Origin of the sequence: Campylobacter sp. RM5004 (assembly GCF_022369455.1) — a bacterium.
Lineage (GTDB): Bacteria > Campylobacterota > Campylobacteria > Campylobacterales > Campylobacteraceae > Campylobacter_E.
Genome location: NZ_CP059599.1, coordinates 280684 through 294371, shown reverse-complemented (window position 1 = coordinate 294371; position 13688 = coordinate 280684). Strand labels below are relative to the sequence as shown.

Below are 13688 nucleotides of genomic sequence, written 5' to 3'. Positions count from 1 at the left end.
TTACATCCTTTCTAGGTAAAATCCACACTCTAAATGCTCTGAATTAATGAATTGATCAAACAATACAAACCTTTTTAATTCATGAGTTTTACATAATTTTTCTAAATCAATTTTAGCCGTTAATGGATTACATGAAATATAAATTATATTATCATAGTTTTTTACTAATTCTACACACTCGCCTAAACCACATCTAGGAGGATCTATTAAAATATGCGAAAAGCAAAAATCATCTAAATTAATATGCTTTAATCTATTAAAAGCTCTTACCTTATTAAAAGCATCTTTTACTTCGCTATCTTTTAGCCTTGCTGTGTAAATATTATTAGTATTATTTATTTTGCAATTTGTATTTAAAAATTCTACATTTTTTTTGCTAAGTTCGGTTGCGAAAACTTTTTTAAAATAAGGAGCAAGTGCTAAAGTAAAATTACCATAACCACAATAAAGCTCTAATAAATCAGCATTAGGCTTAACTTTTGCGCAAGAGATTGCAAATTCAAGCATTTTTTCATTCATTAAAAGACTTGGCTGTATAAAACACTCATCGTTAAACTCATATTTAATGCCATTGCTAAAATGCTCTAAAATATCGTTTGGATAGGCAATTCTTTGCTTTCTTGATTGCATTATGATATTTAGCTTTAATTTAGTTAATTTGCTAAGTTTTTTGTAGTAATTTCCGATTTTGAATTCTTTTATATCTTTATGATATAAAAGCAAAACATTTAAAGTATAAAAACTTTTAAAAAATCTAATTTCAAATAATTTATCCTTTAAAGCTTCATCTAAATTCTCAAGTAATTTAGGCATAAAATCTCTTATCTCATCACATATAAAAGAAGTATCAAAATCAGTGATTTTGCACTTATCTTTAAACATAGCATAAGAGATTTTGCCATTATCTTTATATAAAGCAAAATTAACTCTAGTTCTTAAACCATTTTCATAAATTTTTTCGCAAGGAATATTAAATTCCTTGCAAACTAATTCAAATTTATTCAACTTTTTTTCCTATTAAGCGAAGTGCTAAGCTCATCATAGCTACACCTAAAATAATTGTTAAATATACATTTAGACCAAAACTTACAGGAATATAGCCAAAAATAACGCTAATTGCACACACTAAAAGTGCATAAGGCATTTGAGTTTTAACATGCGCACTTAGCTCACACTTTGCACTCATAGCACTTAAAATTACAGTATCAGCAATAGGTGAGCAGTGATTTCCAAAAATAGCACCCGTTAGAACACAAGAAATATTTATTACCATGTATTCATGAAGTTCATTGCCACTCATACCTGATTCAAGTCCTACTGCATGTGCTAAAGGAATTGCTAAAGGCATTAAAATACCCATTGTTCCATAGCTTGTACCTATTGCAAAGCTCATTGCTGAACCGATTAAGAAAATCATACTAGGAAGTAAAACATGCGGAGTTGAGCCTGATAATAATTGCACTATGTATTTATGAGTTCCTAATTCTTTTACAATAGCAGCTAAGCTCCATGCAAAAAGTAGCATTGCAATTGTAAATATCATACTCTTCCAACCATGCAGCCATGTCTCAACTGCTTCTTTATGATTTATCTTTTTGCGAACTAGACCTAAAATAACTGCTACAACACTAGCAAATAATGCAGCTTGAAATAATGCAAGGCTTGAATTTGCTTCACCTAAGGTTGTTCTTATCGCATAAAAGCTTAAATAATTTTCTTCAATCTTACTTAAAATATCAGCCTTATCAGGATCATCAATAATAGCATTTAAACCACTAAAATAAAAGCTTGTTAAAGCTGTAATAATAAGAGTTAGAATAGGAATTAAAGCATCGCTAATTTTATGCTCTATTCCTTCACGAGGTTTAAGCTCACGCTCTAACTCAGCTCCAACATCAAGTGCAGCTTCGCTTACTATTCCTGCACGAGCATTCTTTTCAGCAATATACATTGAGCCAAATTCTCTTTGCTGAACAGCAGTTAAAACCACGAAAATTAGCATGAAAATATTATAAAATCTATAAGGAATTGTCTGCATAAATACACCAAAAGCATTTACATCATTAATTCCAACTAAAGTGTAAGCTGTTTTTATAAGCCCTACTTCAATACCTATCCAAGTAGAAATTATAGCAATTCCTGCAACAGGTGCAGCTGTGCTATCTAGTATAAAACTTAGCTTTTCACGAGAGATTTTAAACTTATCAGCAATTGGTCTCATAATAGGACCAACGGTAAGACTATTTGCATAATCATCAAAGAATATACATAAGCCTATTAACCAAGTGCTAACTTGAGCTGAAACAGGACCTTTTACAAAGCGAGTAAGTGCAAGTGCTACTGCATTAATTCCACCCATTTTAGTTATAAGAGCAACCACACCACCTATACAAAATACTTGTAAGATTACTCCTGCATCATCGCTATCTATCATAGCATCAAGCAAATGCTTTACTATGTTTGAAAACGATGCTAAAAATAGATTTACCCAATCCATAAAAGATGGATTATTATAAGTAAATGTATAAGTATCATTTACAACATTTGCTGTGTAAAAATTAGCAAAAGCTAGAAGAAAAGTTCCTGTAAAAACACCTATAAATAAAGACAAAATTACTTCACGAGTAATAAAGGCTAAAATAATTGCCATTAAAGGCGGTAAAAGTGTCAAAACGCCATACAAGTGCATATTGCTAACACTTGTATCAGCAGCATTTAAAAACACTGAAAACAATATTAAAAACAAAAATCTCATTTTAAATTCCTAATTCAAATTCTATATTCTTTTTGATACTAAACAAGCCGTAATAAATGCAACAAAAGCAACAAGAATTATATAAGCTCCGCCACCTATTTGATATAAAAATGGTGGGTTTTCACTAATTGCAACCTTGTTTAAAAATGGCAACAAAATAGGCGTAATAAAACCTGCAATAGCATAAGCTAAGTTATAGCTAAAGCTAATTCCACTATAACGAATTTTTGCAGGGAAAATCTCAACCATAATTAAAGGTGTAAAGTTCATAATACCAGCACTAAGAGTTGCTAATAAATAAAATAATATTAAAAGTGTTAAATCTTTTGCAATGTAGAGCTCATAAAAATACAAGGCTCCAAACACTCCCCAAAGAATTGCAAATATCTTACATATTCTACTAATGCCAAATTTATCGCTTAGAAATCCAGTAAGAACACAACCAATCATCATAGCAAATATACCTGCCATTTGAATATAAGTATTATCAACAGGCTCTAAATTCATAATAACTCTTACAAAATTTGGAGCAATTAATAAAAACACAACAACACAAGCAGTTAAAACCCAAGTAACTAAAATAGAAATAAATATTCCAAATCTATGATTTTCTATAACATCTTTAATAGGAAGTTTTACTAAAGAATCACTTTTTTGCATTTCTTTAAACACAGGAGTTTCATTTAAATAGCGTCTAAGATATAGTGAAATTATTCCAAAAACACCGCCTAAAGCAAACGGAACTCTCCATCCCCAATCTTTTAGCTCTTCAGTAGTAAAATTAAGTTGCATAATAAGTGCAACCAAACAACCAAGTAAGATTCCACCAACAACGCTTGAAGTTAGTAAGCCTATAAATAAGCCCTTTTTGTTATCTTCGCTATGCTCTCTTACAAATACCCAAGCACCTGGTAATTCTCCACCTATTGCCATTCCTTGAAATATTCTTACTAATAATAACGCTATTGGCGCACCATATCCTATCGTTTCATAAGTAGGAATAACTGCAAGTGCAAAAGTAGGAATTACCATTAGTAAAATACTTAGCATAAACATATTTTTTCTACCGAACTTATCTCCAAAGTGAGCCATTACAACCCCGCCTAAAGGTCTTGCTAAATATGCAGCTGCAAATGCTCCATAAGTGTTTAGCTCTTGCCAAAAAGGGCTAAGTGTAGATGGAAAGAAATGATGCGAAAAATAACTCGCAAAAAATACAAAAATAATAAAGTCATAAAACTCCAAAGTCCCACCAAGTGAGCTTAGGGCTAGAGTTTTTACTTGCTCTTTACTTAAACGCTTGTTCATAATTCTCCTTTTTCATAATTTAATTTTTCTCTATTATTTGCTAATTCTTCATAAGCTTCATTTATAAATTTATTGATTTGATAATCAAAAGAAACCGTATGAGATAAGCCAAAAACAACTTGAACTTTAGCTCCTTTTACACCAAAACGATTTCTCATAGCATCTTGCTTGATTTCTTCAATATAGTTTCTTACAACAACCTCATCTTCATTTGCAATAAATACTAAAAACTCATTACCGCTCCATCTAGCGATATATTTTTCATAGTTTTCACTATGTTTTCTAAGAATATATGCAAATTCTTTCAAAACTTCGTTTCCAAGCTCTGTTGTAAATTCTTCATTTATTTTTCTTAGGTTGCTAATTTCTATAATTATAGTGCTTGCTTGAGTTATAACATCTTCATTAGAATTATGATCTAATTTTGCGTTCATTATTTCTAAGAAAGAATATTTATGATATGTATCTGTTAAAGTATCAAAGCTTGTTAGTCTTTTTAAATGTGATTTTCTATTTTCATCATTTACATACCTAATAACTCTTCCAAGTTCCATAATAACTTGAGAATAAAAAATAGAACTAATAGTAAAAATAACATTAATTATATAAATAATAACTTGTCCATCTTGATAATTACTCTTAGTACTTAAAAAATAAATAGTTAAATAAATTATAAAATAAGCTAAAGGAAATAAATATATTGCAGGACTATATTTTCTAAGATTTAGATAAAAAAACGATGCAACCAAAAGTATATATAAATCAAATCCCCAACCCCAACCTACTTTATAAGATATATAAGCAGTAGTTGCAATAATTTCTATTTGAAATAAATACCAAGCAAAATGCCTAATTTTTATAAAATCAACTCTTGTTATTTTTTTAAACAAATACGCCCTAAAAGAACGCTTTTTGTTTAATAGTTTTTTATAATTATTAAAAAAATAATTTTTTTGATTAAAGCTTTTTTGAAAACCTCTTCCTATAAAAACAGAAATTATAAAGCCTAAATAAAATATAGAAGCAACAAAACACCAATAAAAACAATCTAAATAATCATAATAAGAAAATACAACTCCGCTTACAAATCTAGCTAAAAATATAAAAACACTATTTACTACAATTAAAATCTCGTATTTTACCACTATAACGCCTTTTGATTTTGCTCGCCTATGCCGCTTTTATATAAGATATATTCTTTACCCATTGTTCTAGTTTCGTATTTTAATTTAATTACTTCGTTGATTTTTTCTAATAATATTTTAGGGCGTTTATTTGTATTTAAATGCTTATAGTATTTTGCAACTATTTTTAAATATACATCAAAGCTATCTTTTTTTCTTCTTACCATATTATCAAAATCTTTGCTAATCGATTCAAGTGTAAAATAAAAACTATTGCTTTCTTCTTCGCCGATTAAAATAATAGAGTTTAAATCCCATTTAATTAGCATTGTTGTGCTAGGCTTTTTGTTTTTATCAAACTCTGGGTAATACACCCTTAATAAACTAAGCAATTCATTCATTAGTTTGTTTTGATAATAGTAGTCCATTTTAAAATATGCACTTTTATCTTTTTGAGTAAAAGACATTTCAAATATACAAACATTGATATTATCATATTGTGCTAATTGTCTTTGTAAAATTTCTTGAGTGAAATCTTTTTTTTCTATTACATTATACTTATTGTCTTCTTGTGTTTTTGCTTTTATTTTATTTTGATTATTTGATAATTTTTCTATATCTTCAATTGATTTTAATCCAACAACATTTGCTGCAAAAACAATGCCAAAAAACACAACAACAACTGACATACCAAAAAGCATATTGCCAAAAATATTTTCTTTAACTTCGCTATGCCATACTAAGCTATCAAGTAAAACAAGTGATACAAAAGCAGTTAATAAAACAACATAAATTATATTTGCAACTATAATTCTTTTTTTACTATCATCAATAAAAATTATGTAAATTAAAGTGGCTAATAGCAATAAATACAATTGCGAACCACCAGCTAAAGAATATAAATAAATATTACAAATAATAGCAATAAGAATAGTTAGGCTTCCACCTAAAAAACTATACCAATCAAGATACCTTGCTATTGATTTTTTCTTCCTATTTAGTAGCAATAAATAAAATAATAGCGTGCATATTATATAAAGCGAAGATATAAAAAACTCCTTAGCAAATAGCATAGCAACACCTAAAAAGCCAAAAACTATGATAATAGTTAATATCAAAATAACATATATTCTTTTTAGAGTAATATTTCTATTTTTTATATCTTCATAAGTTTCGTAAAGTTCTTGTATAAATTCTACTTTTTGATTGTCGTTTTGCATCATTCCTCATCAAAACTATAATCGTCATCATCATACATATCTTCATCATAGATATTGTATTCATCAAGACTGCCTAATTCATCTTCATCAAATTCATCATCAAAGTCACTAAACTCGTCTTCATCATCTAAGAATTCTTCATCAAAATCATCATATTCGCTAAAGCCGTCTAATTCGTCTTCATCAAAAAATTCTTCATCATCATAAGCCATTTGGATATCCTTAAATAAGTTCAAAAACTGCTAATATACCATTTTATTTATATTATTTGTTAAAATCCATAGAAAAATAAAGGAAAAAAATGCAACTTACTCACATAAACGAACAAAATAATCCAACAATGGTAGATGTAAGTGATAAAAATATCACAAAAAGAAGAGCTTTGGCAAGTGGTAAAATCACAATGAACGAAGAAGCATTTAATGCAGTTTTAAACGGAAATGCTAAAAAAGGTGCTGTGATAAATACTGCAATTGTAGCAGCAGTTCTAGCTGCAAAACAAACATCAAATTTAATCCCTATGTGTCATCCACTGCCTATTAGCAAGGTTGATGTTGATATAACTCCCGTTGATAACGAATTTGCTTTTAAAGTAAGCGTTGTGGTTGTTACTGAAGGAAAAACAGGTGTTGAAATGGAAGCACTAAATGCTGTTAGCGTTGGCTTATTAACTATTTATGATATGGTTAAGGCTATTGATAAAACAATGGTTATTGATGATATAAAATTACTTGAAAAAGACGGAGGCAAAAGTGGTCAATTTAGAAGAAATTAAAGCTGATTTAAAGATTGAATATCCTTGCAATTGGAGTTATAAAGTAATCTTAGATAAAGATAAGGATATAAACGAATTAGTTAAAGAATTAAAAATAGAAAATGCAAAAATAGAGAATTCAAAATCAACTGATAATTATAAAAGCTATAACATAAGCTTAGAAGTGCCTAATGAAGCTTATAGGCTTGAGTTATTTTCTATGCTAAAAAAACATTCTAAATTTGTTTTATAAGGATAATTATGAAAAACATACTATTTAATGAAATTAAAGAAAAAGCAAAATCAGAGTTTTTAAAATCAAATGATGAAGAGCTAATCTCTAAATTATATAAGCAATACTGCAATGAATTAGAGCAATTACAAGCACTCAGTAATGAAAATAAAAACATAGTTTTAAAAGCACTTTTAAGAGCAAAAATGTCTATAAAAGAGCAAGAAATCTATAATCTTACAAATGAATTAGAAAACATTAGAAAAGCTATTAAGCAAAAAGAAAACGAGCTTTATGATATAGCAAAATCAAGCTTTAATGAGCTTAGCAAATTAGATTTAAACGATATTCAAAAAGAATACCTTGAAGAATTAATGCTAAATGAAGCAAATTCATTGCAAATACTTTATGAAACAGCTCAAAATGCTTTCATTAATGTGCTTGAAAATAGCGTTATGATAGAAGAAAGATGCTTTTTAATAAGTAATTTTATGTTAATTAATGTTCTTGAGTATGCTAAATTTAATAAAGACAAGATTATAAATGCTGCTGAACTTATTTTAAAAGCTGCAATTGAACTTGCAAACGAGTGGCAAAGCTATGCTGAAGAGCTTTTAACTGGAGTTTTAAACGGGCTTTTAGAAGGAATTTTTGCGATACTTGAAAGACTTAAAAAAGAATTAGAAGTAAGCCTAAGCGATAATGAACTTGATAATATGAAATTATCATTACTTAGCCTTGAGCGTGATTTTATTGCAATGATTAAGCAAAATCTTAATAATGATGCTTCAGGCAAAGCATTAGAAAATATTTTAAACAATAAGCTAGATAATAACTTCGCAAAATTTGCAAGATTAGTAAGAGAAAATAAGCAACTGCTAAATATAAAACTAATCAAATTCCAAAACTCAGAACTAAATGAAAAAATCAAAAAAGAGCTAAATACTTTAGAAAAAGATGTGAAAAAAGCTTATAACGATTTTGATGCGAAAAAATTAGCAAAAAATCTAATGTCAAAATTTAGACAAAATAAAAACTAAAGAATTTGAAATAGGAAATTCCTATTTCAAATTCTGATTAAAAAATATTAGTCTTAAAGGTATTTATAACAACTAGCCTAAAATTTGTTTTGGCTAATTTCTTATCTCTCATAAAATTTATATAATAATTCATTTTTATGTATTTCTTTTTCTTCACCATCATTAATTACAAACGCATCCTTGCAAGCAACGCTTTTATCAGTATTTACAAAAAAGTTAATTTTGTAAGTTCTTGATTTTACTTCTTTTGGTAACTCTCTAAACCAAATAGGTTTTATCTCTTCTTGACTATATCTTAAAATAGGAAGCAAATAATTATCTAGCCCTATCTTAAAAAAGCTATCTCTAGGCTCATAGTTAAAATTTTTTAACTCTTCATCTGTACTCTCATCACATTCTCCCATAGATAATGAAAAAAAACTTTCATTTTTGTTTAATTTACAATGTTTTTTTGCAAGTTCTAAAAGTTCTTGAATACTAGGAAACTTAACATCAGTTTTACTTAAACTTTGTAAGTTATCCTTAAAAATATTATAAGTATTCTCAATCATCTCTTGATTTCTTTGTTTTGCAGCATCTAAAGCTTTTTGATACTCAGCGTTTATTTGATTAAACTCATCTTTTAAAATCTCACTCTTGATTTTACAAGTTACAGTTACTATATTTTGTTTATTCTTGCTAGTATCTTCCCATTTTACACTTTCGCATTCTTTAAAACTATCAATTGCATCGCCTATTGTCATAGTTTTGTTTTGTGATAATGTTGCTTTTTTTACAATATCTATATTGCTATCACCACAACCAATTAAAGCCAAACAAGCAAGTGAAAAATAAAATTTTTTCATAATTATCCTTTCTGATTAAATAAAATTCTTTTTCAAAATACTACTTAAAAATATTTAAATAATAAATCATGAATAATTAATTTAAATATATAAATATTATTTTAAAAGCGTTTATATAAGTTAATTTAGATTTTAATTCTAATTAAATTTTAGCTTATTTAAAGTAGATATTTTCTTTCTTTAAATAAGCAATATTAATTATTATATATTCATAATATTTTTTTGGTTTTTAAGCACAATCAAACTCTTATCTTTTATAAAATTCACGAAGCATTCTATCAGCGCTTACTTCTAATTCTTTATCATCATCAATTACAAAAGAATCTTTTAAGTCAATAGTTTTATCAGTATTTACATAAAAACTAATTTTATAAGTTCTTGATTTTACTTCCACAGGAGTTTCAAATAAAACAATTTCTTCTCCTTCTGCATTATAATACGCAAATGCTTTTAAAAGATTTTCTAAATTATAAGCAGTATATTTAGGCGCACAATTAAAATTATTGATTTCATCACTTATTGTTTTTTCACATTTTAAGTAAGAAAATGCAAGACCTTTAGTTCTTTTGGTTAATTCGCAATGTTTTTTCGTAAGTTCTAAAATCCCTTGAAGATCTGGAAGTTCTAAATCACTCTTACATTTATTTTGTAAATTCTTTTTGATAGTTTCATATTCTTTAGCAATTGCAGCTTGATTAGATGCTTTTTTGCTCTCAAAAGCTTCTTGCTTTTCTTTAAATTCATTTTTTAAAATCTCTTTTTTAATTTCGCAAGTTGCAGTTACTATATTTTGACCGCCTTTGCTAGTATCTTTCCATTTTACGCTCTTGCAATCATTAAAATTATCAATTGCAGTTCCTATTGTCATAGTTTTATTAAAATTTAAAGTAGCGTTTTTTACAATATCTGTATTGCTATCTCCACAACCAATTAAAGCCAAACAAGCAAGAGAAAAATAAAATTTTTTCATATCTATCCTTTTAGTTTAATAATATTTTTCAAGATACTACTTAAAAATAATTAATAATTTTAATTTTATTTATTTATTGTTTAAAAAAGACCTTTTATTTATCCACAAGTAAGCTTTAAAATTTTTGATTTAAAGGCATTTACATCGGCTAAATCATGAGTTACCATAATACAAGCGATATTTAATTTGCTTATATAATCAAGCACGAAGCTTCTAATTGAAGAGCGAAGATTAGCGTCTAATGCACAAAAAGGCTCATCTAAAAGCAATAATTTTGGCTTTTGAGCTATACATCTTGCAAGAGCAACGCGTTGTTGCTGACCACCACTTAGGGTTTTTGGATAAGCATTTGCTAGGTTGCTAATCTCAAGTGAGTTTAAAATATCCATAGCGATTTCTTTTTTATCGCCATCTTTTATACCAAATGTTACATTTTCTATTACTTTTAAATGTGGAAAGAGTGCGTAATCTTGAAATAAAAAACCTATATTTCTTTTATATGCAGGAAGTTTAGAAATATTTACACCATCTAAAATAATTTCGCCTTGTTTTAATTCTATAAAACCTGCAATTAGTTTTAAAATAGTGCTTTTTCCACTTCCACTTTGACCTAAAATGCTTAGCCTTTCTGATTGTTCTAAACTAAAGCTAAGATTAGAAAATAAAGGCTCTTTATATCCAAATGTAACATTTTTAAATTCTAAATAACTCATTTTCTTTCCTTAATAAAATTAAAAATAACTAATAATATAAAGCAAGTAATAATTACAACAAGTGCAGGAGCACTAACCATAGCAAGCTGCTCATCACTTGCGTATCTATCCATTTCAAACGAAAGGGTTTTAAAATCACTCGTAGCAAGCAAGCTAGCAAGTGGTAATTCTTTTATAACTTCTATAAAAATTAATATAAATGAGCTAAGAAAACTTGGAATTATTAGCATAAACTCAATTTTAAAAAAGCCTATTAATTGATTTTTGCTAAGGCTTTGCCTTGCATAAATAATTGAGCTTGATAGTTTATTAAATCCTGCATCAAGTCCATTAAACCCAAGTGAAAGAAATCTTACCACATAAGCAAAGATTAAAACCACAGGGCTAAGCGTTAAAAATAAAGTTTTGTTAATTCCAAAAAACTCATAAATAGGTGCATTTAACCTATCAAAAGATATAAATAAAGTAAGCATACAAATAGCAATAACCGAACCAGGAATGCTATACCCCATATTTGCTAAAGAACTTATTGCAAGTTTATTAACGCCACTTTTAAAGCGTTGATTATATGCTAAAAACATAGCTACAAATAATATAATTAAGCTAGAAATCGTGCTTAAGAAAAAACTATTTTTGCTAAGCGTAAATAAAGCTGAGTAATCAACATCAAAATAACTTCTCTTAAACCAAATCAAAATATGAATAATAGGAAGTAAAAAACAAATAAAAAACACTAATGAAAATAAACTTATGATAATAAAACTAGCTTTTTTACTAAGTTTTGCCCTTGTGATAGGATATTCTTTAGAGCTTATTTCATAAGGCTTTCTAAAAATCTTTTCAACAAAAAGAATAAAAAACACAATTAATAATAAAATCACAGCTAATTTAATAGCAGCATTTAAATCGCTATATCCAATCCAAGCTTTATAAATACCAGTGCTAAATACATGAAGTCCGTAATAATTAGGCGCTCCGTAAGCATTAAGGCTTTCCATAGCACAAAGACTTGCACCTGCTACAATTACAGGGCGACTTAATGGCAAAATAATTTTAAAAAATATTTCCGTATCACTTTTACCAAGACTTTTTGCACTATTTATAATACTTGCTGAAAATCTTGCAAGAAAACCTCTAGCTAATATATAAACATAAGGAAAAAACGATATTGTAAATATAAAAATACACCCATAAATATTCATAATATCAAAGTGGATTTTAATATCAAAAGTATTTCTTAAAAATATATTAAACCACGAAAAATACGAGAAAAAATCAGCATAAACATAAGCAAACAAATAGCTAGGAATTGCGAATGGTAATACTAGCACAAAACGAAAAAACTTCCTAAATTTATACTCATAAAAACTTTCAAAATATGCTAAAAATACACCGATTATAGTTGAAAATAAAAGCGTAAAAAATAAAATAATCGCTGTATTTTTAAGATACTCCCCTAAGTAACTCTCAAACAACACAGCCGTATTTGGCTTTATCGGCTGTGTTATAAAAAACATTACATAAAAAATAGGAATAAGTATTATAAAAAGTAAAAAATAAGCAAAAAAATCGCTTAACTTTCTCACTTCCACATTGCCTTATCTGCTATTACTTGTGCTTCTTCAAGATTTTTTGCTATTTCGTTAAAATCAATTTCACTTGCTTTAAACTCGCCCCATGATTTTACAACATCAGCTGGACTTGCTTCACTATTTACTGGGAACTCAAAGTTTGTTTGAGCTAAAATCTCTTGAGCTTCTTTACTTACTAAAAACTCCATTAAAGCTGTTGCTTCTTTTACATTCTTAGCATATTTTGTAATTCCTGCACCACTTATATTAATATGTGTTCCGCCATCATTTTGATTTGGGAAGAATATTTTAAGATTTTTAAATACCTCTTGCTCGATTGGATCTTTTGAAACTGACATTCTGCCTAAATAATAGCTATTCATAATAGCAACCGCACCTGTGCCACTTACTATTGCTTTTGCCTGATCTCTATCGTTACCTTTTGGATCTCTTGCAAAGTTTGATACTAATTTATTAGCCCAATCTTGAGTTTTATCGATTCCATCTTTTGCAATCATAAATGCGATTAAATGACGATTATATGATGATGTTGATGAGCGAGTTAAAACCTTGCCTTTAAACTTAGCATCAGCTAATGCTGCGTAGGTGCTAAGCTCTTTTTCGCTAATTTGTTTTGGATCATATACAAATACTCTAGCTCTATAAGTTACACCTGCCCAAGTTTTATCCTTATCGCTAAATTTTGCAGGAACTTTTTCATCAACTAATTTTGATGAGTAAGCTTGTAATAAACCTTTTGATTTAGCTTTATATAAATCCCCAGCTCCAACTGTCATAAAAAGATCAGCACTTGTGTCTTTTCCTTCTTGCTCTAGTTTTGCAATTAATGGGTCAATTTTGTCTTGCACTAAATTTACCTTAATGCCTGTTTTTGCTGTAAATGCGTCAAATACGATTTTATCTGAATCATAATGTCTTGAAGTATAAACATTTACTACACCTTGTGCTAAAAGCACGCTACTTGCTAATAATGTTAAAGCTAACTTTTTCAATTTTTCTCCTTAAATAATATTCATAAGTTTTGAGATATTAGCAAGAAATTTATAACAATTATTATTTTTAATATTAAATAATTTATAAAGATTTTATACTTTATTAGATATTATTAAAAATAATAAAAATATTTATTTAATTA

The 13688-nt window shown here is 27.9% G+C and carries 14 protein-coding genes; 3 read left to right on the top strand and 11 right to left on the bottom strand.

Annotation, left to right across the window (positions count from 1 at the left end):
• The 6 genes from AVANS_RS01500 to AVANS_RS01475 are packed head-to-tail and all read right to left on the bottom strand — an operon-like array spanning position 1 to position 6619.
• Entirely contained in the window at positions 1-1005 is a 1005-nt protein-coding gene (locus tag AVANS_RS01500; protein WP_239817895.1) for an rRNA adenine N-6-methyltransferase family protein, read from the bottom strand.
• Complete coding sequence (locus tag AVANS_RS01495) at positions 998-2755, bottom strand: Na+/H+ antiporter NhaC family protein (protein WP_239817894.1); 1758 nt, start codon at positions 2753-2755, stop codon at positions 998-1000. Before AVANS_RS01495 ends, AVANS_RS01500 begins: the two co-directional genes overlap by 8 nt.
• Positions 2756-2776: 21 nt before the next feature.
• The gene (locus AVANS_RS01490; protein ID WP_239817893.1) at positions 2777-4063 is read right to left on the bottom strand and encodes an MFS transporter; all 1287 of its coding nucleotides are present in this window, start codon (positions 4061-4063) and stop codon (positions 2777-2779) included.
• Complete coding sequence (locus tag AVANS_RS01485) at positions 4060-5208, bottom strand: diguanylate cyclase (protein ID WP_239817892.1); 1149 nt, start codon at positions 5206-5208, stop codon at positions 4060-4062. The genes AVANS_RS01490 and AVANS_RS01485 overlap by 4 nt, the downstream gene beginning before the upstream one ends.
• Entirely contained in the window at positions 5208-6407 is a 1200-nt protein-coding gene (locus tag AVANS_RS01480) for a hypothetical protein (RefSeq protein WP_239817891.1), read from the bottom strand. The genes AVANS_RS01485 and AVANS_RS01480 overlap by 1 nt, the downstream gene beginning before the upstream one ends.
• Complete coding sequence (locus AVANS_RS01475; protein ID WP_239817890.1) at positions 6407-6619, bottom strand: hypothetical protein; 213 nt, start codon at positions 6617-6619, stop codon at positions 6407-6409. The genes AVANS_RS01480 and AVANS_RS01475 overlap by 1 nt, the downstream gene beginning before the upstream one ends.
• An 89-nt stretch (positions 6620-6708) precedes the next feature.
• Here AVANS_RS01475 and moaC point away from each other — a divergent pair, with 89 nt between their 5' ends.
• From moaC to AVANS_RS01460, 3 genes are read left to right on the top strand one after another with little or no spacing between them, the layout of a single operon-like run.
• Positions 6709-7182: a cyclic pyranopterin monophosphate synthase MoaC gene (gene moaC, locus AVANS_RS01470; RefSeq protein ID WP_239817889.1), complete on the top strand. Its 474-nt coding sequence runs from the start codon at positions 6709-6711 to the stop codon at positions 7180-7182.
• The gene (locus tag AVANS_RS01465; protein ID WP_239817888.1) at positions 7160-7414 is read left to right on the top strand and encodes a DUF493 domain-containing protein; all 255 of its coding nucleotides are present in this window, start codon (positions 7160-7162) and stop codon (positions 7412-7414) included. The genes moaC and AVANS_RS01465 overlap by 23 nt, the downstream gene beginning before the upstream one ends.
• Before the next feature lie 8 nt (positions 7415-7422).
• Positions 7423-8433: a hypothetical protein gene (locus AVANS_RS01460; protein ID WP_239817887.1), complete on the top strand. Its 1011-nt coding sequence runs from the start codon at positions 7423-7425 to the stop codon at positions 8431-8433.
• 101 nt (positions 8434-8534) lie between these two features.
• On the opposite strand, the gene AVANS_RS01455 is transcribed toward AVANS_RS01460, so the two are convergent.
• The 5 genes from AVANS_RS01455 to AVANS_RS01435 all read right to left on the bottom strand — a co-directional run bounded on the left by AVANS_RS01455 (position 8535) and on the right by AVANS_RS01435 (position 13545).
• Positions 8535-9278 (bottom strand): hypothetical protein, encoded by a 744-nt coding sequence (locus AVANS_RS01455; RefSeq protein WP_239817886.1) that lies wholly within the window; start codon positions 9276-9278, stop codon positions 8535-8537.
• Between the two features lie 247 nt (positions 9279-9525).
• Entirely contained in the window at positions 9526-10248 is a 723-nt protein-coding gene (locus AVANS_RS01450; RefSeq protein ID WP_239817885.1) for a hypothetical protein, read from the bottom strand.
• A 98-nt stretch (positions 10249-10346) separates the two neighbouring features.
• Positions 10347-10961 carry an ABC transporter ATP-binding protein gene (locus tag AVANS_RS01445; RefSeq protein WP_239817884.1) on the bottom strand — a complete coding sequence of 205 codons (615 nt, stop codon included), beginning with the start codon at positions 10959-10961 and terminating at the stop codon, positions 10347-10349.
• Positions 10958-12547, bottom strand: coding sequence for an iron ABC transporter permease (locus AVANS_RS01440; RefSeq protein ID WP_239817883.1), 1590 nt, complete (start codon positions 12545-12547; stop codon positions 10958-10960). Before AVANS_RS01440 ends, AVANS_RS01445 begins: the two co-directional genes overlap by 4 nt.
• Positions 12544-13545 (bottom strand): Fe(3+) ABC transporter substrate-binding protein, encoded by a 1002-nt coding sequence (locus AVANS_RS01435; protein WP_239817882.1) that lies wholly within the window; start codon positions 13543-13545, stop codon positions 12544-12546. Before AVANS_RS01435 ends, AVANS_RS01440 begins: the two co-directional genes overlap by 4 nt.
• Positions 13546-13688 lie beyond the last annotated feature (143 nt).